At 60.6% G+C, this 21,923-nt stretch carries 21 protein-coding genes; 6 read left to right on the forward strand and 15 right to left on the reverse strand.

Translation table 11 applies throughout. The features are described 5' to 3' along the window. Window positions 1-180 precede the first annotated feature (180 nt). Both AC1MDC_RS24995 and AC1MDC_RS25000 read right to left on the reverse strand, forming a co-directional pair. On the reverse strand, window positions 181-3,249 hold the full coding sequence (locus AC1MDC_RS24995; protein WP_480393879.1) for an efflux RND transporter permease subunit: 3,069 nt from the start codon (window positions 3,247-3,249) through the stop codon (window positions 181-183). A 6-nt stretch (window positions 3,250-3,255) separates the two neighbouring features. Further along, window positions 3,256-4,356, reverse strand: a complete 1,101-nt coding sequence (locus tag AC1MDC_RS25000; RefSeq protein ID WP_480393880.1) for an efflux RND transporter periplasmic adaptor subunit — start codon at window positions 4,354-4,356, stop codon at window positions 3,256-3,258. 94 nt (window positions 4,357-4,450) lie between these two features. On the opposite strand from AC1MDC_RS25000, the gene AC1MDC_RS25005 reads away from it, so the two are divergent. Further along, window positions 4,451-5,086, forward strand: a complete 636-nt coding sequence (locus AC1MDC_RS25005) for a TetR/AcrR family transcriptional regulator (protein ID WP_085697311.1) — start codon at window positions 4,451-4,453, stop codon at window positions 5,084-5,086. A 61-nt stretch (window positions 5,087-5,147) separates the two neighbouring features. On the opposite strand, the gene AC1MDC_RS25010 is transcribed toward AC1MDC_RS25005, so the two are convergent. Continuing rightward, window positions 5,148-5,930 carry a class I SAM-dependent methyltransferase gene (locus tag AC1MDC_RS25010; RefSeq protein WP_480393881.1) on the reverse strand — a complete coding sequence of 261 codons (783 nt, stop codon included), beginning with the start codon at window positions 5,928-5,930 and terminating at the stop codon, window positions 5,148-5,150. A 93-nt stretch (window positions 5,931-6,023) separates the two neighbouring features. Between AC1MDC_RS25010 and AC1MDC_RS25015 the strand changes: the two genes are divergently transcribed. After that, window positions 6,024-6,638 (forward strand): energy transducer TonB, encoded by a 615-nt coding sequence (locus AC1MDC_RS25015; RefSeq protein WP_085697309.1) that lies wholly within the window; start codon window positions 6,024-6,026, stop codon window positions 6,636-6,638. A gap of 4 nt (window positions 6,639-6,642) precedes the next feature. Here AC1MDC_RS25015 and AC1MDC_RS25020 read toward each other — a convergent pair whose 3' ends face one another. From AC1MDC_RS25020 to ppc, 7 genes are all read right to left on the reverse strand, one after another. Continuing rightward, window positions 6,643-7,335 (reverse strand): extensin-like domain-containing protein, encoded by a 693-nt coding sequence (locus AC1MDC_RS25020; protein WP_085702566.1) that lies wholly within the window; start codon window positions 7,333-7,335, stop codon window positions 6,643-6,645. 2 nt (window positions 7,336-7,337) lie between these two features. Further along, complete coding sequence (locus AC1MDC_RS25025) at window positions 7,338-8,174, reverse strand: isocitrate lyase/PEP mutase family protein (protein WP_085697307.1); 837 nt, start codon at window positions 8,172-8,174, stop codon at window positions 7,338-7,340. Window positions 8,175-8,206: 32 nt separating this feature from the next. After that, window positions 8,207-9,067 (reverse strand): DUF72 domain-containing protein, encoded by an 861-nt coding sequence (locus tag AC1MDC_RS25030; protein WP_085702564.1) that lies wholly within the window; start codon window positions 9,065-9,067, stop codon window positions 8,207-8,209. Further along, window positions 9,067-9,375, reverse strand: coding sequence for a hypothetical protein (locus AC1MDC_RS25035; RefSeq protein ID WP_007954720.1), 309 nt, complete (start codon window positions 9,373-9,375; stop codon window positions 9,067-9,069). The genes AC1MDC_RS25030 and AC1MDC_RS25035 overlap by 1 nt, the downstream gene beginning before the upstream one ends. A gap of 172 nt (window positions 9,376-9,547) precedes the next feature. Further along, a complete protein-coding gene (gene tsaB / locus AC1MDC_RS25040) occupies window positions 9,548-10,222 on the reverse strand; it encodes a tRNA (adenosine(37)-N6)-threonylcarbamoyltransferase complex dimerization subunit type 1 TsaB (protein WP_480393882.1) in 675 nt (224 codons plus the stop codon). A gap of 93 nt (window positions 10,223-10,315) precedes the next feature. Beyond that, the gene (gene adk / locus AC1MDC_RS25045) at window positions 10,316-10,966 is read right to left on the reverse strand and encodes an adenylate kinase (RefSeq protein WP_085697304.1); all 651 of its coding nucleotides are present in this window, start codon (window positions 10,964-10,966) and stop codon (window positions 10,316-10,318) included. 289 nt (window positions 10,967-11,255) lie between these two features. Continuing rightward, a complete protein-coding gene (gene ppc / locus AC1MDC_RS25050; protein WP_480393883.1) occupies window positions 11,256-13,886 on the reverse strand; it encodes a phosphoenolpyruvate carboxylase in 2,631 nt (876 codons plus the stop codon). A gap of 214 nt (window positions 13,887-14,100) precedes the next feature. Here ppc and AC1MDC_RS25055 point away from each other — a divergent pair, with 214 nt between their 5' ends. The 4 genes from AC1MDC_RS25055 to AC1MDC_RS25070 all read left to right on the forward strand — a co-directional run bounded on the left by AC1MDC_RS25055 (window position 14,101) and on the right by AC1MDC_RS25070 (window position 17,684). Next, the gene (locus tag AC1MDC_RS25055) at window positions 14,101-14,445 is read left to right on the forward strand and encodes a pilin assembly protein (RefSeq protein WP_085688799.1); all 345 of its coding nucleotides are present in this window, start codon (window positions 14,101-14,103) and stop codon (window positions 14,443-14,445) included. 367 nt (window positions 14,446-14,812) lie between these two features. Further along, window positions 14,813-15,217 (forward strand): DUF4398 domain-containing protein, encoded by a 405-nt coding sequence (locus AC1MDC_RS25060; protein WP_085697302.1) that lies wholly within the window; start codon window positions 14,813-14,815, stop codon window positions 15,215-15,217. 55 nt (window positions 15,218-15,272) lie between these two features. Continuing rightward, the gene (lptF, locus tag AC1MDC_RS25065) at window positions 15,273-16,061 is read left to right on the forward strand and encodes a lipotoxin F family OmpA-related lipoprotein LptF (protein WP_085697301.1); all 789 of its coding nucleotides are present in this window, start codon (window positions 15,273-15,275) and stop codon (window positions 16,059-16,061) included. Window positions 16,062-16,232: 171 nt separating this feature from the next. Next, window positions 16,233-17,684, forward strand: a complete 1,452-nt coding sequence (locus AC1MDC_RS25070; RefSeq protein ID WP_480393884.1) for a transposase — start codon at window positions 16,233-16,235, stop codon at window positions 17,682-17,684. A gap of 102 nt (window positions 17,685-17,786) precedes the next feature. Here AC1MDC_RS25070 and AC1MDC_RS25075 read toward each other — a convergent pair whose 3' ends face one another. The 5 genes from AC1MDC_RS25075 to AC1MDC_RS25095 form a co-directional block, all read right to left on the reverse strand. Then, window positions 17,787-18,116 carry a PA3694 family proteiin gene (locus AC1MDC_RS25075; RefSeq protein ID WP_085697300.1) on the reverse strand — a complete coding sequence of 110 codons (330 nt, stop codon included), beginning with the start codon at window positions 18,114-18,116 and terminating at the stop codon, window positions 17,787-17,789. After that, window positions 18,113-19,027: an alpha/beta hydrolase gene (locus AC1MDC_RS25080; protein ID WP_480393885.1), complete on the reverse strand. Its 915-nt coding sequence runs from the start codon at window positions 19,025-19,027 to the stop codon at window positions 18,113-18,115. Before AC1MDC_RS25080 ends, AC1MDC_RS25075 begins: the two co-directional genes overlap by 4 nt. A 147-nt stretch (window positions 19,028-19,174) precedes the next feature. Continuing rightward, window positions 19,175-20,452, reverse strand: coding sequence for a flavohemoglobin expression-modulating QEGLA motif protein (locus tag AC1MDC_RS25085; RefSeq protein ID WP_085688808.1), 1,278 nt, complete (start codon window positions 20,450-20,452; stop codon window positions 19,175-19,177). A gap of 33 nt (window positions 20,453-20,485) precedes the next feature. Further along, window positions 20,486-21,040 (reverse strand): hypothetical protein, encoded by a 555-nt coding sequence (locus AC1MDC_RS25090; protein ID WP_085688811.1) that lies wholly within the window; start codon window positions 21,038-21,040, stop codon window positions 20,486-20,488. Between the two features lie 69 nt (window positions 21,041-21,109). Next, the gene (locus AC1MDC_RS25095) at window positions 21,110-21,814 is read right to left on the reverse strand and encodes a TetR/AcrR family transcriptional regulator (RefSeq protein WP_011332647.1); all 705 of its coding nucleotides are present in this window, start codon (window positions 21,812-21,814) and stop codon (window positions 21,110-21,112) included. Between the last annotated feature and the right edge of the window lie 109 nt (window positions 21,815-21,923).

The raw sequence follows: 21,923 nt of genomic DNA on the forward strand, positions 1-21,923 counted from the left end.
ACCGCCCACACAGCGACTCAATATCGGAGGCTTCTGGAAAACTTGTAGGAGGCGTCGCAGAGTCCTACACCATTGTTTTGCTCAGCTGTCAGGCTGACATCGCCAGCAGGCCTGCTCCGACAGGATTGAGTCCAACCGATAGATCATGGTCGGCAGACAGGCCGCCACGCTCAAAAGGTTTCAGGACTCCTTACGCACCCTGAACCAAGCCGCATACAACGCCGGCAAAAACAAAAGCGTCAGAGCAGTAGCAACAATCAACCCGCCCATGATCGCCACCGCCATCGGCCCGAAGAACACACTGCGTGAAAGCGGAATCATCGCCAGCACCGCCGCCAGCGCCGTCAACACAATCGGCCGGAACCGCCGCACGGTCGCCTCAATGATCGCCTGCCAGGGCTTGAGACCCGCCGCAATATCCTGCTCGATCTGATCCACCAGAATCACCGAGTTACGCATGATCATCCCCGACAACGCGATCGTCCCGAGCATCGCCACAAACCCGAACGGCTGACGGAACACCAGCAGAAACAGCGTCACCCCGATCAACCCCAAAGGCGCGGTCAGAAACACCATCGCCGTGCGTGAGAAACTGCGCAGCTGCACCATCAGCAACGTCAACACCACGACAATGAACATCGGCACACCGGCGTTCACCGACTTCTGCCCCCGTTCCGAATCTTCCACCGTACCGCCGACATCCAGCAGATAGCCGTCCGGCAATTGGGCACGGATCGGATCAAGCGTCGGCATGATCTGCTTCACCAGCGTCGCCGGCTGCTCCTTGCCATAGATGTCCGCGCGCACGGTCACGTTCGGCAAGCGATTGCGGTGCCAGATGATGCCTTCCTCGAAGCCATATTCCAGCGTGGCGATCTGCGACAGCGCGACGCTGCGACCGTTGTCGGTCGGCACCGCCAGACTGGGCAGCAACGACAGCTCGGTGCGCTCGTGCACGGTGCCGCGCAGGAGGATTTCGATCAGTTCGTTGTCCTCGCGATACTGGCTGACGCTGGAACCGGTCAGCGAACTCTGGAGGAACTTCGCCAGATTTGCCGTGCTCACGCCCAGCGCCCGGGCGCGATCCTGATCGATGTTCAGATACACGACCTTGCTCGGTTCTTCCCAGTCCAGATGCACATTCACCACATGCGGATTCTCACGCACCTTGGCCGCGACTTTCCGGGCCAGCGCACGAACTTCTTCGATGTGCTCGCCAGTGACGCGGAACTGCACCGGATAGCCAACCGGAGGACCGTTTTCCAGGCGCGTGACCCGCGAGCGCAGGGCCGGGAACTGCTCGTTCAAGGTGTCGATCAGCCACGTGCGCAGCGCTTCGCGCTCCTCGATGGTTTTCGCCAACACGACGAACTGAGCAAAACTCGCCGCCGGCAGTTGTTGATCCAGCGGCAGGTAGAAACGCGGCGAACCGGTGCCGACGTAAGCGACATAGTTGTCGATGCCGGCGTGATCCTTGAGCATCGCTTCCAGGCGTTTGACCTCGCCCGTGGTATTGGCCAGCGAGGCGCCCTCGGCAAGTTTCAAATCGACCATCAACTCCAGTCGCCCGGAAGCCGGGAAGAACTGCTGCGGCACGAACCGGAACAACGCCACCGACGCCACGAACAGCAACACGGTGAGCACGATCACGGTTTTGCGCCGACGCACGCACCACTCCACCAGACGCCGCACCCGTTGGTAGAACGGAGTGCCGTAGGGGTCAGCATGGCCGTCAGCGGCCCCGTGTTTGGCCGCATGAATTTTCGCCAGATCCGGCAGGAGCTTTTCTCCCAGATATGGCACGAACACCACAGCCGCCACCCACGATGCGAGCAAAGCGATGGTCACCACCTGGAAGATCGAGCGAGTGTATTCGCCGGTGCCGGACTGCGCCGTGGCAATCGGCAGAAATCCTGCGGCGGTGATCAGCGTACCGGTGAGCATCGGGAACGCGGTGCTGGTCCAGGCATAACTGGCAGCCTTGATCCGGTCGAAACCCTGCTCCATTTTGATCGCCATCATTTCCACGGCGATGATCGCGTCGTCCACCAGCAAACCCAGCGCCAGCACCAGCGCGCCGAGGGAAATCTTGTGCAGGCCGATGCCGAGGTAATACATGCAGGCGAACGTCATCGCCAGCACCAGCGGAATCGTCAGCGCCACCACCATGCCGGTGCGCACGCCGAGGGAGAAGAAGCTCACCAGCAATACGATGGCCAACGCCTCGACCAGCACCTGGACGAACTCGCCGACACCGGTTTTCACGGCTGCGGGCTGATCGGAGACCTTGCGCAACTGCATTCCGGCCGGGAGGTTTTTCTGGATTCGGGAGAACTCGATTTCCAGGGCCTTGCCCAGCACCAGAATGTCGCCGCCGTCCTTCATCGCCACCGCAAGACCGATGGCGTCTTCGCCCATGAAGCGCATGCGCGGCGCCGGAGGATCATTGAAACCGCGCCGCACATCGGCGACATCGGAAATGCGGAACGTACGATCACCGACCCGGATCGGGAAGTTCCTGATCTCCTCGACTGTCTGAAAATTCCCTGAAACCCGCAGCTGCAATCGCTCGCTGCCGGTTTCGAAGAAGCCGGCGGTGGACACCGCATTCTGTTCTTCCAGCGCCTGCTGCACGGCTGCCAGCGGCAAGCCGAGGGTGGCGAGTTTGACGTTGGACAGCTCGACCCAGATCTTCTCGTCCTGCAAACCGAGCAGATCGACCTTGCCCACATCCTTGACCCGTTGCAGCTGGATCTGGATGCGATCGGCGTAATCCTTTAACACCGCGTAGTCGAAACCGTCACCGGTCAGCGCATAGATATTGCCGAAGGTGGTGCCGAACTCATCGTTGAAAAACGGTCCCTGAATGCCCGGCGGCAAGGTCTGGCGAATATCGCTGACCTTCTTGCGCACCTGATACCAAAGATCGGGAATCTCCACCGAATGCATCGAGTCACGGGCGATGAACGTGACCTGGGATTCACCGGGGCGCGAGAACGAAACAATTCGCTCGTACTCACCGGTTTCCATCAGTTTCTTTTCGATGCGCTCGGTGACCTGACGCGAGACCTCCTGGGCCGTGGCGCCCGGCCAACGGGTCTGGATCACCATGGCCTTGAAGGTGAACGGCGGATCTTCACTCTGGCCGAGCTTGGTGTAGGACAAGGCGCCGACGATCGCCAGCAAAAGCATCAGGAACAGTACGATCTGACGATTGCGCAACGCCCAGGCGGAAAGATTGAAACCCATCGGGGATTACTCCTTGTCCGCCAGATTGACCACGCGGTTGGAGCGATCCACCGGACGCACCTGCTGACCTTCCAGCAGCACATGGACGCCAGCGGCGACCACCCAGTCGCTGGCGTTCAGGCCTTCGAGCACGGGCACGGTTTTCTCACCGAACGGGCCGGTGCGCACCGGAGTCTTTTTCAAAGTGTTGTTGGCGCTGACGACCCAGACGTAGGTCGCGCCGTTTTCGGCGGTCAGCGCCGAGAGCGGCACCGACAGCGGGATGACATCGGCGGTCTGCACGAAAACCCGGGCGCTCTGGCCCAGTTCTGCCGGGACTTTGCCGGAGGTGAATGAAATGCGTGCAGCGAAGGTGCGGGATTTCGGATCGGCGGCCGGCGACAGTTCGCGGATCTGCCCGGCGAAGCGCTGGTTCTGTTGTGTCCACAGTTCCACCGAGACTGGCTGGCCGACCTTGAAGCGACCGAAGCTCTGCTCCGGCAGGCTGATCAGCACTTCACGCTCGCCGTCAGTGGCGAGGGTGAAAACGGTCTGTCCGGCGGCGACCACTTGCCCGACTTCCACCGAGCGTTTGGCCACCACGCCATCCTGAGGCGCGCGCAGCACGGCGTAACTGGCCTGATTGGTCGAGACGTTGAATTCGGCCTTGATCTGTTTGAGGCGGGCTTCACCGGAACGGTAGAGGTTCTCGGCATTGTCGTAGGCCGAGCGACTGACCATCTGCCGCTCCATCAGGGTCTTGTAGCGGTCACGCTCGGCGCGCACCAGGTTCAGATTGGCTTCGGCGGCCGCGACCTGGGCCCGGGTGGCTTCCAGTTGCAGGCGTACATCCTGCGGATCAAGTTCGGCGAGCGGTTGATCGGCCTTCACGCGCTGCCCCTCGTCGACCAGTCGTCGGCTGACTTTGCCGCCGATGCGGAACGCAAGATCGGGTTCGTAGCGGGCGCGAACCTCGCCCGGATAACTTTCCATCGCCTGCGCCGAAGGCTCTGGCTGCACCACCATGGCCGGTCGCACGCTGACTTGCGTCACCTCTTCCTTGCCACACGCCGACAATAAAAACGCCAGACTGACTGGCACCGCAAAGGACAACGCATGGCGGAACATGGTGAAGGACCTTTCGCTAAGGAGGCTTGGAATAATTATACTGGCCGGTATGTTATTAATAGCAAACTCACCAGTCCAGTATTAAAAGCGAAGAATGTCGAACAATCTTTCCACTCCAAACGGCCCTGGCCGACCGAAGGATCCGGCCAAGCGCCAGGCGATTCTGGAGGCGGCGAAAATCCTGTTTCTGAGTCATGGCTATGCCAACACCAGCATGGACGCGGTTGCCGCCGAGGCGGGCGTATCGAAACTGACGGTCTACAGCCATTTCAACGACAAGGAGACGCTGTTCTCTGCCGCCGTGGTGGCCAAATGCGAGGAGCAATTGCCGCCACTGTTCTTCGAATTGCCGGAAGGCATCGCGGTGGAAAATGTGTTGCTGAACATTGCGAGAGGCTTTCACCACCTCATCAACAGCGATGAATCGGTGAACCTGCATCGCCTGATCATGGCGCTGGGAAGTCAGGATCCGAAGCTGTCGCTGATCTTCTTCGAGGCCGGTCCCCAGCGCATGGTGCAAGGCATGGAACGTTTGCTGCGACGGATTCACGAAACCGGTGTGCTGAGCATCGACAACCCGCACAACGCCGCCGAGCACTTCTTTTGCCTGATCAAGGGCGCGGGGAATTTCCGGCTGTTATACGGCTGCGGAGAACCGCTGACCGGTGAGGCGGCGGAAAGTCATGTGCAGGAGGTGGTCGGGCTGTTCATGCGGGCCTATCGACCCTGATTTCCGCGGCGTCTGCACTGACGCTTTCGCTGGCAAGCCAGCGATTGGGGACGACTCGGTCTCAGGCCTTGAGCGCTTTCTTCGGGTAGATGTCGTAACGGCTGGATTTGCCATCCAGCGCATGACTCGGCTTCGGCCCTTCGATGCACGGTGCCTTGCGCGGGCGCTTGACCACTACCCGATGCGTGGCCAGTGCCAACGCCGCTTCCAGCAAGGCCGGAGCATCCGGATCATCGCCTACCAGCGGACGGAACAGACGCATTTCCTTCTTCACCAGCGCAGTTTTCTCACGATGCGGGAACATCGGGTCGAGGTAGATCACCTGCGGCGGCTCGCCCTCCCAATTGCGCATCACCTCGATGGAATTGCCCTTGAGCAGCTTCATCCGCGCTACGATCGGCGCCACGTCGAAGTCTTCTGCCGCGCGGGCCAGACCATCCTCCAGCAAGGCGCCGATCAATGGCTGACGCTCGATCAGGCTCATCTCGCAGCCAAGACTGGCCAGTACGAACGCATCCTTGCCCAGCCCCGCCGTGGCGTCCAGCACCCGTGGACGTACGCCCTGAGCGATGCCGACCGCCTTGGCGATCATCTGTCCGCTGCCACCGCCGTACAACCGGCGATGGGCCGCGCCACCCTCGACGAAGTCGACCCGCACCGGCCCCGGCGCATCCGGTCCCAGTTGTTGCAGCTGCAAACCCTGCTCACCGACCTGCAGGGCAAACTCGCCGTCTGCCACCTGCAACGGCAGGCCCAGGCGTTGCGCCCACTGCTCGGCCTGCGCTTCGAACGTCGGGCCGAGGGCCTCGACATGGATGCGGCAGGCCGCGGGTTGCTCAATCATGGAAAACACGCTCAAAAAAGTTAAGGATCGGCAAAAACCGCCGATAACCCAATCAACGCGCATTTTGCCAGAGCTGAGCGTCAACCGAAAAAAATGTCAGGCATTCTTCCCACATCGATTGGCTACATTTCGCCCACAGGTGATTTCAGCCGTCATAACACTCAAGCATTGGGCGGCGTCAGCCACCTGTGGCAGGATTTCTTTGCCCAGGCACTGGCCGAACAATCGAGTGATGTGGTGCCGGCCTGCGGCACTTTCCCGCCGGTTGATCTGGAAAGTCCTGAAGAACCAACCGTCGGCAGCGAACTGCACGCGCACATCATCAGCCAGCGCGAATGCGATGTGGTCGAAACCCAGGTGCGTCCTCCGGAGCCGCTGTTCCTGCCGATCGCCGAGCTCGAACTGGATCTGGCCGAGCCGTACCCTCCGTTCCCGCCAGAAGCAATCAAGACTCAGCAAAAGCAGCAGGATTTCGACAGCAGTTGGGTGCGTCCGATCGTGATCAACAACGGCCAGCCGATTCCGGAACCGGGCCCTGCCCCGCAGAAAAAGCCGCTCTACCTGCCGATTGCCGAGTTCGACCTGGATCTGCTGCAGCCTTACCCGCCGTTCCCGCCGGAAGAAATCGTCGAGCAGCAGAAAGCCCTGGACTTCGATAACGGCTGGGTACGCCCGATCGTTCAGCAGAACCTGCGCATCGCCGCCTGATCCCTCAGCGACACACGCTCCAGCGCCCGACATCGACATGAAAGTGATTGCGATGGGCTGCGTTGTAGTCCGGACTCAACACCACACTGAACGCCTCGCAGGCACCGTCGCGCACCTGACGTAGAAACTGCGCGTCCTGGTTTTGCTTCGGCCAGTCCTTGAGCACGCTGATCACGCGACCATCCGCGAGGCGCAAGCCGGCGATGTCCAGCGCATCGGCGCTGGCATGGCGGCTGAGTGCACCGCTCTCGCGGTTGTAGATATTGCGACAAGCGAAGCTGCCGAGGTGATCGACTCGAGCCACAGATTGACCGTAGGCCTGCTGCGCCGCCGGTTGCAGCGTATGGCGCTCGAACAGCGCAAACGCCACCGCCAAGGGACAACTGGCGAGAAAGCTGCTGCTGAGCGCCACCCCGCCGCCCTGCACGCGCAAAGCACCGATCAGCGGACATTTGGCGTCGGGACTGTCGGCCTGTGGTGAAACCCGCAGGCCGGAGCTGACCAGCGCCTGCTCGCACAAGGCCGGATCGCTGCGCAGGCGCATCAACTTGTAGCCCGTGAGCCAGTTGGGCGTCGCCTGCACGTCCAGTGGCGCCCACGGGTTCCACTGCGGCGGCACATCAAGCCAACCGCGCCAGACGCCGATCAGGCTGCCACCGATGATCAGCAGCACGGTCAACAGCGTCCAGCGCCCCATGCTCACCCCTTGAACAATTGATTGGCTTTGGCGTACGGCATCGAACGGGAGGTGAAGGTGAACGTGCCGGACTGCTGGATTTCTTCCGCCGCGCGGTAAAACTCACCCAACGCCGCCAGGGCCAGCGCCGATCCGGTGCTGATCCGCTTCACGCCCATTTCTTCGAGCTGCTGCACCGTCAGTTTCAAGCCGCCGGACATCAGCACGTTGACCGGTTTCGGCGCCACCGCGCGCACCACCGCCAGAACTTCTTCGGCGGTGCGCAGGCCCGGCGCGTACAGCACGTCGGCGCCGGCTTCGGCGAAGGCCTGCAAGCGGCGGATGGTGTCGTTGATATCGGGATTGCCATGCAGATAGTTTTCCGCACGGGCGGTCAGCATGAAGGGAAACGGCAAGGTGCGCACGGCCGCGACGGCCGCTTCGATCCGCGCCACCGCGTGTTCGAAGCAGTAGATCGGCGAGTCTTCCCGGCCGGTGGCATCCTCGATCGAGCCGCCCACGGCGCCCGCCTCGGCGGCTCGGATCAGACTTTGCGCCGATTGCGCTGGAGCGTCGGCGAAACCGTTTTCCAGATCCACCGCCACCGGCAGATCGGTGGCCGCGACAATCGCCCGAACATTGGCCAGCGTATCGTCGAGGCTAAGACCGCCATCGGGTTTGGCCTGAGAAAACGCATAACCGGCGCTCGTGGTCGCCAGCGCCTGATAGCCGAGACTGGCGAGCATCTTCGCGGAACCGGCGTCCCACGGATTAGGGATCACGAAAATCCCCGGGCGTTCGTGCAGGGCTTTGAAGGATTCGGCTTTACGGGCTTGTTGTTGACGGGCTTGGACGTCCATCGGCAGGCTCCTGAGCAGAAAATGAATCCGCCTCAGAGCAGGCCGAGTTGCTCGGCGGCGGGTTCTCTGTATAGCTCAGGCAAGGGGCGCAGGCCAGGCAAACGTTGCATCAGTTGTGCGTGAAAACGTTGCGCCAGCTTCGCCGCGAGGAGGTTATCGGCGGTGTGCAGGAAGATGTAGGGCGTGCGGCCCTCTTCGATCCACTCGGCGATTTTCGCCACCCACGGCACCAGAAACGGATCGTTGGCCTCAAGCTCCGGGTGGCCGATGAAGCGCACCTGCGGGAATTGAGTGAATGCTGCCGGCCGCGTGGGCACGCGGGGCTTTTTCGATTGGGCGTGGATCACCGACGACTCGGTCGACAGGCAACTGAACAACGCGCGCGGGTCGAGACAGATACGCTCCACGCCACGATCCAGCAATAGCCGGTTCAGCAGTCGCTCACTCTCGCCCTTGGCGAAAAACTGTTCGTGGCGCACTTCCACCGCCAGCGGGCAATCCAGTGCATCGATAAACGCAGCAAGCTCCGGCAAGCGATGCGGAGTGAAGCTTTTCGACAGTTGCAGCCACATTGGCGAGACGCGCTCACCGAGCGGCTTGAGTAACTGGAGGAAGGTTTCAGCGGCGGTCAGTTGATCGCGCAAGTCGCCGCTGTGGCTGATGTCACCGGGAAACTTGGCGGTGAAGCGAAAATGCTCCGGCATCACCTCGGCCCAACGCTGCACGGTGGCCGGCGAGGGGCTGGCGTAGAAGGTCGTGTTGCCTTCCACCGCGTTGAAGACTTGTGAATAGAGTCCGAGGAAATCGGAGGTCTTGGCGTCTGCCGGATACAGATACTCGCGCCAGGCGTTTTCGCTCCAGGACGGGCAACCGAGGTAGTAAGGCAGATCCATCAGATGTACAGATCGAGGCCCAGCACGTCTGCATCCCAATCGACAAAACCGGCGGTGCTCAGGTAGCTGGCCAGGGCCATGGCCACGCTTTTCTTCATCGCGCGGTGATATATCATGTCTTGTTGGCGGGCGGGCAGATTGCTCAGGCGTTGCGCGGTGGCTTTGGCGGCACGGGCGGCCAGTTGCTCTTCGGTCGGGAATTCCAGCTCGCCGTCGATATCGTCGACGGACTCATCCAGCGCCGGATTGCCTTTGCGAGGCTTGCGCTTGATAGGGTAGGAATGAGTGGAAACGCCGTCTATACGCATAAAGTCATGCTCGGTATCGATGATGGCAATTTAGCGGCACCTGACCGACTTAGCAAATCGCCGAGTGATAACTAGAACACATAAAAGACAAAAGGTTTAAAGCGCGGGGTTAGAAACGGACGATTGGCAGGAGCGGGAGAACCCTGCGGCGAATGTCACAGGGTGAATGGCCTTAGCGGGCTTTCGGGGTGGCTACCTTGTCGCGCAGGTAAACCGGCTGGGCGTCGTCAGCCGGAATCGCTTCACCGCGCTCCCAGGCAAATCGTGCCAGAGTCAGCAGGTCTTCAGCGTGGGGCAGCATGCCGGCATCGGAACCGCTCAGGTTTACCGCGATGCGTTCGCCATAACCCCAGCCGGTGCCGGCACCGAACCATTCACCCGAGGCATCCTCCGGCAGCGCGGCGACTTCCGGCGGCAGCACCGCCTCGGCGCCGGCCAAGCGCATCTCCCCGGCCGACTCGCGGTAGCAGCCCCAATACACCTCATCCATGCGCGCATCGATAGCCGCCGCCACCTGGCTCACGCCGTGTTCGCGATACGCCCGTTGCGCCAGCACGGCCAGGTTCGACACCGGCAACACCGGACGATCCAGGGCAAACGCCAGGCCTTGCACCACGCCGATGGCAATTCGCACGCCAGTGAAAGCGCCCGGGCCACGGCCGAAGGCGATGGCATCCACCGCTTGCAGGGTGGTGCCGGCGTCGGCCAGCAGTTGCTGGATCATCGGCAGCAGTTTCTGCGCATGCAGGCGCGGGATCACCTCGTAATGGCTCGTGACCTTGCCGTCATGCAGCAAGGCAACGGAGCAAGCTTCAGTCGCGGTGTCCAGGGCCAGCAAGGTGCTCATCGATGTGTCCGTAAATCAGGTGGGGAAAAGTGCGCCAGTATAAACAACTACGGCCCGCAAGCGGGCCGTGGATGATGCAGCGGATCAGGTTTTTCAGCTCAGCGCTTCAAGCACCTTGGCGGTGATCGCTTCAACCGAACCGACGCCAGGGATGTGGCTGTACTTCGGCTTGCCACCGTTACTGGCGGACAGCTTCTGGTAGAAGTCCACCAGCGGCTTGGTCTGCGAGTGGTAGACCGACAGGCGATGACGCACGGTTTCTTCGGTGTCGTCCTTGCGCTGTACCAGCTCTTCGCCGGTGATGTCGTCTTTACCGGCAATTTTCGGCGGGTTGTAGACGATGTGGTAAACGCGGCCGCTGGCCTCGTGAACGCGACGACCGGCGATACGCTGAACGATTTCTTCGTCTTCAACGGCGATTTCGACCACGGCGTCCAGCTCGACACCGGCAGTCACCAGCGCTTCAGCCTGAGGAATGGTGCGCGGGAAGCCATCGAACAGGAAACCCTTGGCGCAATCGGCTTGAGCGATACGGTCCTTGACCAGCGCGATGATCAGGTCATCCGACACCAGGCCACCGGCATCCATGATGCTCTTGGCCTTGATGCCCAGCTCGGTGCCGGCCTTGACCGCAGCACGCAGCATGTCGCCGGTGGAGATTTGCGGAATGCCGAATTTCTCGGTGATGAACTTAGCCTGAGTACCTTTACCGGCCCCGGGAGCTCCCAGCAGAATGACGCGCATCGATGTGCTCCTCAATTTTTTATATAAAAAACAATGGATTCGCCTCGTGGGGCCAATCTCATAAAACGGGTCGTGGCCGCCCAAACGGCCAAAGGCTGATCAAGATACACAGCAGGCTGCGCCCACACAAGACGCCAAAAGTCGGAGAAACCGGCGCCCGCCGCGACCTTGCGACGCGGTTCCCCAAGTCGCAACCCCATCATTAACTGTCGCCTGACCGCATTTTTCCCACGGTCGTCAAACGGCACCCAAGGGTTCGCCCCGGGTGCCCCGCCCCACGCAGAAAACCTTAGCCGGTATTTCGCAAACCGGCGGCAATCCCCGCCACAGACACCAGCAGCGCCTGTTCCACCGGGCTGCCCTGCTCGACATCCTGTTGCCGCGAGCGCGCCAGCAACTCGGCCTGCAATAGATGCAGCGGGTCAAGGTAGGTGTTGCGCAGACGGATGAATTCCAGGGTATCCGGGCTATGTGCCAGCAGCTGCGACTGACCGGTCAGGCCGAGGACCACGGAACACGCCTGCGACAATAGGTCGCGTAAGTGCGCACCCAAAGGCAACAGGTCCGACTGCACCAGACGCTGGTCGTAGGACAGCGCAATGTCGGCATCGGCCTTGGCCAGCACCATCTCCAGCATGTCGATACGCGTGCGGAAAAACGGCCACTGTTCGCGCATCTGCCCCAGCAACTTGCCTTCGCCGCGCTCCAGCGCCTTGCTCAAGGCGGTTTCCCAGCCGAGCCAGGCCGGCAGCATCAGACGGGTCTGGGTCCAGCCGAAGATCCACGGAATCGCCCGCAGACTTTCGATGCCACCGGCGCGGCGCTTGGCCGGACGGCTGCCCAATGGCAGGCGACCAAGCTCCTGCTCCGGGGTCGACTGGCGGAAATACTCGACGAATTGCGGATTTTCCCGAACCACCGCACGGTAGGCGGCGACGCCGTCAGCGGCCAGTTCGTCCATCAGATGCCGCCATTCAGGTGTCGGTGGCGGCGGTGGCAACAGGGTCGCTTCGAGCACTGCCGCCAGATACAGATTGAGGTTTTGTTCGGCGATGTCCGGCAGGCCGAATTTGAATCGAATCATTTCCCCCTGCTCGGTGGTGCGGAAACGTCCGGCCACCGACCCCGGCGGCTGCGACAGAATCGCCGCGTGTGCCGGACCACCGCCACGCCCCACGGTGCCACCGCGGCCGTGGAACAGCAGCAGTTCGACTTGCTGCTCGCGGCAGATTTCCACCAGCCGTTCCTGCGCCCGGTACTGCGCCCACGCCGCCGCGGTGGTGCCAGCGTCCTTGGCCGAGTCGGAATAGCCGATCATCACCTCCTGCGGACCTTGCAGCCGTGCGCGATAACCCGGCAGCAGCAACAGGCGTTCGATCACCGGGCCGGCGTTGTCGAGGTCGGCGAGGGTTTCGAACAGCGGCACCACACGCATCGGCCGCAAAACGCCCGACTCTTTCAGCAGCAGTTGCACCGCCAGCACATCAGAGGCGGCGCCGGCCATGGAGATCACGTAGGAGCCCAGCGAAGCCGCCGGCGCGGCGGCAATTTCCTTGCAGGTGGCGAGCACTTCGGCGGTGTCGGCCGAGGGTTTGAAATGCGCCGGCAGCAATGGCCGACGGTTTTGCAGTTCGCGGGTCAGGAAGCTGATGCGCTGTTCTTCGTCCCACTCTTCGTATTTGCCGAGGCCGAGGTAATCGGTGATTTCGGTCATCGCTGCGCTGTGGCGCGACGAATCCTGACGCACATCGAGGCGCACCAGGAACAGGCCGAAGGTCACGGCCCGACGCAGGCAATCGAGCAACGGCCCATCGGCGATCACGCCCATGCCGCACTCGTGCAGCGAGTTGAAACACAGTTCCAGCGGATCGAGCAGGTCGCGATTGTTGTGCAGCACATCGGCCGGGGCCGGCGTGGTGGCGGTCAGCGATGCATGGGCCCAGTTACGGGTGGCGCGCAGCCGTTCACGCAATTGTTTGAGCACCGCCCGATAGGGCTCGGCGCTGTCGCCGGCCCGGGCCTTGAGCGCATCGCTGGCCTGCTGCATCGACAGTTCGGCCGCCAGGTGATCGACATCCCGCAGGTACAGATCGGCCGCCATCCAGCGCGCCAGCAACAGCACTTCGCGGGTGACGGCAGCCGTCACGTTCGGGTTACCGTCACGGTCGCCGCCCATCCACGAAGCGAAGCGGATCGGCGCGGCTTCCAGTGGCAAACGCAAACCGGTGGCCGCAAACAGCGCCTGATCGGCCTTGCGCATATGGTTGGGAATCGCCTGCCACAGCGAGTGCTCGATCACCGCAAAACCCCACTTGGCTTCGTCCACCGGGGTCGGCCGGGTGCGGCGGATTTCTTCGGTGTGCCAGGCTTCAGCGATCAGGCGTTGCAAGGTGTTGTGGATGTGCTCGCGTTCGGCCGTGGTCAGGTCGCGGTGATCCTGGGCCGCCAGTTGCGCGGCAATCGCGTCGTACTTCTGGATCAGCGTGCGGCGGGCCACTTCGGTCGGGTGCGCGGTGAGCACCAGTTCGATCTCCAGCCGCGCCAGTTGCCGGGCCAGGGATTCGGCGCTGTGCCCTTCGTTGCGCAGGCGGGCGAGCAGTTCCGGCAGGACGCGGGATTCGAACGGTGCGGCCTGGGTCTCTTCGCGGCGATGGATGAGCTGGTACTGCTCGGCAATGTTCGCCAGGTTGAGAAACTGGTTGAAGGCCCGCGCCACGGGCAGCAGTTCGTCTTCGCTCAATTGATTGAGGCTGGCGCTGAGTTCGGCGTCCATCGAGCCGCGCCGGTCGGCCTTGGCGCCCTTGCGGATCTGCTCGATCTTGTCGAGAAACGCCTCGCCGTACTGGTCACGAATAGTGTTGCCCAACAGCTCACCGAGCAGGTGAACGTCTTCGCGCAAGCGTGCATCAATATCGGTCATCAGCATCTCTCCAGCAGTAATCGGTGACGGATCGCAAGTGAGTGGATGAACAGAGAGTGCCGCTCTGGAACGCTTCTTACAAGCAGACGACGAAGGGACTTTAAACCTTGAGGCTTGAAGCTAGTCTCAACAGTAAGCCCCACAACGGCTTGCCGCCGGCTGACGGCGGACACTCACCAAGACCTGCCATGAGCAGGTGCGACATGAGGTCTATATGAAAATCCGTGAACTCGCCCAGCATTGGGAAGAAACCGCCAAGGGTCGCCTGACCGATACCGGCTACACGATTCATCTGGATGTGGAAGCCGCCGCCCGGCTGGCGGCAATCGCCGAAATGTACCCCAAACGCCACGCCGAAGAACTGCTCGGCGAGCTGATCGGCGCCGCCCTCGAAGAGTTCGAGGCGAGCCTGCCGTATGTGAAAGGTTCGACCGTGGTCGCCACCGACGAGGAAGGCGATCCGCTGTATGAAGATGTCGGCCCGACGCCGCGTTTTCTCGCGCTGTCGCGGCGGCATTTGCATGACTTGTCGACCGCAGCCGGCAAGCAGAAACACTGACACAACATAAATCGAAACGTGGGAGCGAGCTTGCGCGCGAAAGCGGTTTGTCAGGCACTTTAGTGGTGACTGATCCGACGCTATCGCGAGCAAGCTCGCTCCCACATTGACTGTATTCAAACTCATAAATCACACGCCTTATTACTCCCGCGCGTACCACTCTCCCCCGCCAAAGTTCCCGGTTTAGGACCCTGTCCACCTGGTCAGCATTTTTTTTGGCGATGAGCCATCTTTTCTGAACTTTTGAAAAATGCCTTCGGTCGGAACAGGTAACCACGCCTGGAACGAGCGTTTCAAAACGCACTTGCACATGACGGTTGCGGCTCCGCTACCAGGATGGATTTCGAAGCTTCCAAGGAGTTAACCAATGGAGTTGAAGACCATGAAGACCCAAACCTCGTTTTCCCACCTGCGCGGTCTGAAACTGGCCGCCCTGGCGATCGGCACCAGCTTCGTACTGGCCGGTTGCGCCGGCAATCCTCCGACCGAGCAATACGCCGTGACTCAATCGGCGGTCAACAGCGCGGTCAGCGCCGGCGGTACCGAATTCGCCGCCGTGGAAATGAAGCAGGCACAGGACAAGCTCAAACAAGCCGAAATCGCCATGCACGATAAAAAGTATGACGAAGCCCGCACCCTGGCCGAACAGGCCGAGTGGGACGCCCGCGTCGCTGAACGCAAGGCTCAGGCGATGAAAGCCGAACAAGCGGTGAAGGATTCCCAGAAAGGTGTTCAGGAACTGCGTCAGGAAAGTCAGCGCACTGTGCAGTAAGCGCGCATCCCGACCGCAAGGCTGAAACTCTTATCGATAGAAAGGACGAACGATTATGCGTAAACAACTGATGATCCCCGCTCTTCTGGCCGCAAGCGTTGCCCTGGCTGCCTGCTCGACACCGCCGAACCCGAATCTGGAACAGGCGCGCACCAACTACGCCGGCCTGCAGGCCAACCCGCAGGCCAGCAAGGTCGCGGCGCTGGAAACCAAGGACGCCAGTGATTATCTGGACAAGGCCGACAAGGCTTATCTGGACAAGGAAGATCAGCGCAAGGTCGACCAACTGGCCTACCTGACCAACCAGCGCGTGGAAGTGGCCAAGCAGACTATCGCCCTGCGTACTGCTGAGAACAATCTGAAGAACGCCGCCGCCCAACGCGCCCAGGCCCGTCTGGATGCTCGCGATCAGCAGATCAAACAGCTGCAGGAAAGCCTCAACGCCAAGCAGACCGATCGCGGTACGCTGGTGACCTTCGGTGACGTGCTGTTCGCCACCAACAAGGCCGATCTGAAATCCAGCGGTCTGGTGAACATCAATAAACTGGCGCAGTTCCTCCAGGAAAACCCTGATCGCAAAGTGATCGTCGAGGGTTATACCGACAGCACCGGTTCGGCGAACTACAACCAGTCGTTGTCCGAGCGTCGTGCCACTTCCGTACAGGTCGCACTGATCAAGATGGGCGTCGATCCGTCGCGCATCGTAACTCAGGGCTATGGCAAGGAATACCCGGTGGCGGATAACGGCAGCGTTTCGGGCCGTGCAATGAACCGTCGGGTGGAAGTGACCATTTCCAACGACAACCAGCCAGTGATGCCGCGTTCGGCGGTTAGCGCCAAATAATTCGCGAAGCAACATGAAAGCCCCGCCGGATCTGCTCCGACGGGGCTTTTTTTTGCAGCGGAGATTGACTACCACTTGTCTTGACCTGTCATTTATAACAGTAGGCGAAACAAATGAGTGCGCGTAACACTTTAGCTCCAAACCAAATGCTGGAAATCAAGGAGCGTTACCATGCGAACTCGGGCCTTTCTGACAACACTGTGTGCAGCCATGCTCGTTGCAGGCTGCGTAGCACCACCATCGAACGCCTCAACTGCAAATGATTTTGGGTATGACGAACGAGATTCCATCCCAAATGAGGTTCCATTGCCTGAACCGGAAGTCAATCAGCGTCCGGTAGTGGGAACCAAAACACTACTGGTCACCGTAACCCATTGGCAGGATGGCGACGCTCTGGATTTTCCATTGATCAGGCAACATACAGTTTCTACGGATCCCAACGCACTGCCGGCTTACATTCACGCAGCCTCGAACGGAAAGCTCACACTCACCGGACAGATCATTGAGCATACATCCGGCCCTCGCCCTGAACTATGCACATTCAAACCCGGAGACTCGGCACCAATGCCGATTAACCTGGCAGATTCAGAGGGGATAAAAGCCGCGCAGGCGCATGGACTGGACGCTAATAACTACGATTACCGCATCAGCGTAATTGACTGTGGCGGGTCAGCTTCAGCCTGGACACCCGGGAAATTCATTGGTGTATATGGACAATCGGGAGGCCCTCACGTTTACAAGCATGAATTCGGGCACAATCTTGGATACAGCCATGGAAGCACCTACATCAAGTGCCCAAAACACGGCGATACCGTATTAGCCCCACTGGAAATGGCCCCCATTGAGTGTGCGGTGATTGGCTATGGCGACAGTGGTGACTCTGTCTCTGGGGGTGGAACCCTCTATCCCGCCAACAATCGGTGGTACTCGGGATGGCTGGACAGCTCACAGGTGGCAGTCATCGAACGCAGCGGCCTTTATCGCTTGGCAAAACTGGGCGATGCCGGACCTCAGCTTTATCTCATCAATCGACCTGAAACCACTCCGGCACAATTGGCGTTGGAGTACCGAAAACCCACTCCATTCGATAATTTTCCTGCAACCGATAACCGGGTAAACGGCGTTTGGGTGAGATACACCACGATGGGGGGCACAGTTTTAAACACCCAGCTCGATGGCACACCGGAAACAGCCACGACGGATGATCCGACATTACTCCCCGGCAAGACTCTAAGAGATCCAGGGGTAGGTATCACCGTTACAACATGTAGTGCAGATTCGCAGGGTGCGACAATTGCCGTCGCTGTAAATCATGAGACGGCGCCTAAATGCACATCACCACTTCCGTTACCCAAAATTACATCCCCGGCCTTAGAGGGGCCAGCTGCTCCAAATCCGATTAATTTCTCAGGGAAGGGTATTCCTGGCGCAACAACCAAGATTTCCTACCAAAAAAGCGGAGAAAATATCTCTCATGAACTAACAGTCATCGCTGATGCGCTGGGTAACTGGAAAACTAACTTCCCTCATTTATCAGCAGGGAAATATATTGCAGTTATATATCATCAGGTAAGCAGCACCTCTGCACCGCCAAGAATAGGATCTTTTGACGTAGCCCCTTGAGCTTCCAATTCGCCAACCGTTCTTCGTAAGCAGCATTGTAAAAACACGGGCGCCTCCTGATTTTTCATCTGAAAAAGGGAAGGCGCCCGTACAGACCCTGTTTTACTGCGCCAGCTTCTGCGGCGTCTCCTGCCCCATGCACCGCACGGCTTTCTTGCGGTCGTTGACCAGCACGCCAGTCAGCCCCTTTTGCTCGGTATCAAACAACACCAACACCCCATCAATGCACTGCGCCACTTGCGCCGCTGGCTCCAGGGAAACTTTGTAGTCTTCGCCGGGAATGGTCTTGAGCATGGTGAATTCGTTGAGCAGCAACGCATCCTCGGGTTTGGCGAAGTGCAGGTAGCCATACCACCACAGGGCACCGACGGTGCCGAGGATGCTGCAGATACCGGTGATGATCAGCGGGATGGCGTTGCGTTCTTCAGTCATTGCGGACTCTCTGGTGGTTCGTCTTCAGAATTCGGAGGTGTCGGATAATTCGGGATCTCGCCGAGGCGACGCAAGCCGTTGAAATGCTCGGGGTCGTCGAGGTAGCGCAGCATCACCTGGCGCCACACCGGGTCGCCGAAGGTCTGCACATGCCCGCCCCGGGTCAGCTGCAGCACGCGCGGTGGCGGCGCAGCTTGATACAGACGGATGCCGTTGGAAAGGGGCACCAGCGGGTCGTCGAGGCTGTGAAAGATCAGTTTCGGCACGCCGTTGAGCTGCGGCATGGCGTTGATCGCGCTGTCGCCATCCGGCACCAGCCACGACAGCGGCACCTGAAATGGCCAGGTCAGCCACGACGTGCTGAGGGCGTACTGGCCGACGCTGCGGTAACTGGCGGGCACACCGTCGAGCACCAAGGCCTTGAGCTGTTTTTGTCTTTCCGGATGTTGCACCAGCCAATGCACGGCCATCGCCCCGCCGAGGCTTTGGCCCAGCAGCACCAGCGGTTTGCCTTTGACTTCCGGCGCCTTGTCCAGCCAGGCGAAGGCGGCATCGATGTCCTGATAGATCGCCGGCAGGCTCGGCTCGCCTTCGGACAGGCCGTAACCGCGATAGTCCACCAGCAACACTTGATAGCCGTTTTTCGGCAGCCACCAACTCCCGCCCAAGTGCATCGGCAGGTTGCCGCCGTTGCCGTGCAGGTGCAGGACCGTGCCCTTGATCTCGACACCGGGTTTGGCCGGCAGCCACCAGGCATTCAGCTTGAGGCCGTCGGCGGTGGTCAGAGTGACGGTGCGGTATTCGAGTTTGGCCTTTTCCGGCGTGAATATCTGGCCCGGCTCTGGATAGAACAGCAAGGAGCTGCAACCGCCGAGGGTCAAAAGCAGGCAAAGGATGCCGAGGATTCTCATCCGGTGAAACCTCGCAAAAACAGGGTGGGAATGCATTCCAATGTGGGAGCGAGCTTGCTCGCGAATGCTATCTAACATTCAACTCACGCGTTACCTGACACACCGCCTTCGCGAGCAAGCTCGCTCCCACAAAGAACATCATCGAGTTCAGAGGATATTCGAGTAGTCCGCCTCGATCCGGTCCAGGCTCAAGTGATTGAGGAAGTTGGAGAAGCACATCCACGCCGACAACGCGTTCATGTCGCGGAACTGGTCCGGCAGGTACTTGGGCGGCACCACCAGGCCTTCGTCCACCAGCTGACGCAGGGTTCGCATGTCCTCCAGCGTGGTTTTGCCGCAGAACAACAGCGGGATCTGCTCGAGCTTGCCCTTGCGCACGGCCAACTGAATGTAGTTGTAAACCATGATGAAGCCCTTGAGGTAGGACAAGTCTTTGGTGAATGGCAGACCTGTCGGCGTCGATCCACGGAAAACCCGACTGGCGTTGCCATAGCTTTCCGCCATTTCGAAGCCCTGCTCGCGGAAGAACTCGAAAATCTGCAGGAAGTCCGCGCCCTCCTCGACCATGTGGATGGCGCGGGTGCGGTTGGTCAGTTTACGCAGGCGGCTCGGGTAGGAGGCGAAGGTGATGATTTCCATCAGGATCGCCAGGCCTTCCTGAGTCACTGTCGACGAGGGCGGGCCCTTGGACAGGAAGGTGCAGATCGGCTGGTTCAAGCCGTTGAGCGTGGTGCCGACGTGCACCAGGCCTTCGTGGACTTCCAGCGCGCGCACGTCGCGGTCGTTGAACATCGCGTCGGTGCGGATCTTGATGTAGTCGGCGCCCGCCGCCGCATCGGCGACGATCCCGTCGGACTCGAACACGCGGATGGTTTCCTCGGCCTCACCGAACACCTTGTTCAGCCGGGTTTGCAGCAGGTGCACGGCGTCCTTGGCGGTGAGGACCTTCGGTTCGTCCTTCAGGTCGCCACGACCATCGATGTTGTTCAGGTAGTCGGACATCATCAGGCCGAGGTCGGCCAGCGTGGGGTCACCGGCGTGGAACGCATCCGACGCGGCGCCGTACAGTTCCTGGGAAATCAGGCCGAAGTCCTCGGTGCCGCGCGCTTCGAGCATGCGCACCACCATCCGGTATTCCTTGCACATGCGGCGCATGATCTGGCCGACCGGGTTGAACTGACCGAGCTGACGGGTGATGTCGCGCTCGATGTTCTGGAATTCCAGCTTGACCCTGCTTGAGTCGAAGGACAGCGGCCGGTTGAGGTAGTAGTCGCGATCCACCGCCGGCAATTCCTTGCCCTTGGCCTTGAGGAAACCCTTGCGAATGTTCTCGTCCCACTTGACCGCGTCGAGCACGCGGATCGGCGTCTGCGCCAGCACAATGCGATCGGACAACGTGCGTATCGTCTGCTGGTAATCGTCCACCCGAAACTCCTGTAGAAAACGTGACGTACTGGATTATTTGGCTTTGGCCTGATGCTGATAGCGCGCCGCTTCGACGAAAACGTCGGAATTGGCCGGGTCGTCGAGGTAAGCAAAGACCTTTTCAAGCGGACTGTCGACCTGCACGCCCTCGCCGTCATCGGTCTGGAAGCCTTGGCCGTCGAGGGTTTTCTGGGCGATGGCCTGGTTGATCTGCTCAAGGTCGAGGTTGTAGATCACCAGCTCGCGCTTGTCGGTGATCTCGAAACCGGCAATGGTGAAGTGCCCGCCGTATTGCGCCGGCACCTTAGCCGACAGGTACCAGCGGTTGCCATGGCGCGACACCGTGAACGGATAGGCTTCACGCTCGCGGGGTTTGGCCTTGAAGTACGCAACCGCCTGATAGCGATCGTTGCCCAGGCGCGTCAGCTCCAGATTCATCGGCTCGCCCCAGGCATTGGTGCTCGACCATTGGCCGAGCAGGCCCTTGGGCGCCGGTTCACTGGCGGGCAGCGGATCCTTGAAGGTCACCAGACATCCACTGAGCAACAGGAACGACAAGGCGATCAGCACGCCACGCCAGGCTTTCATTCGACACTCCCTAGACCCGAACTCACCAGCGAACCTGTGGGAGCGAGCTTGCTCCCACAGGGGATTGCGTTACACCGACGCGAGTACCAGGTGCATATAGCGCGTCAGAATGCCGAGCATGTCCTCTTCGGCCAAAGGCTCGGCGTCGTTGAGCAGGCCCTGATATTCCATCCGTCCGATAATCGCCGTCAACACCTTGGCATCCTGCTGCGGCTCGCGCGAGCCCAATACCTGGAACAACTGGCAGGTGCCCTGCAGCAGAATCTGCTGATGGGAACGCACAAGCTCCGCCAGACGCGGGTTCAGCAATGCTTCCTGGCGGAACGCCTGTTCCGCCATCAAATGCTCGCGACGGTTGACCAGTTGCCGATGCACGTAGTCGGCCATCAACCGGGCGATATCGTCAGCCAGTTGCGAGCGCGACTCCGGGCTGCCGTCACCGCTGACCACCATTTCGCGCAGCAGGCCTTCGTTGTTGATCCACAGCTTGGCCATGTAGGCCGCGCTGCGTTCGACGTATTGGGCGAAGGTATCGGTGAGCAGGTCATCGATGTCCTTGAAGTAATACGTGGTGGCCGACAGCGGCACTCCGGCCTCGGCCGCCACCGCCCGGTGACGCACAGCGCGCACGCCGTCGCGCACGACGATGCGCATCGCCGCATCGAGAATGTCCTGTCGACGCTGTTCACTGCCCTGCCGGCTGGCCTTGCGGCCCTGGTACTGAACACTTTCAGCGACCGCAGTGGCGATTCCCGCTGCACCCTCTTGAGCCATTGCACCGATCACGACAGGCATACCTCTGTTGTTTTCTTCAAAATTAACCATTTGATACGTTTGTACCAGACAGGCAATAAAAAGCCGCCCATTTCAGGCGGCTTTTTTA

The organism is Pseudomonas sp. 1, assembly GCF_056626735.1.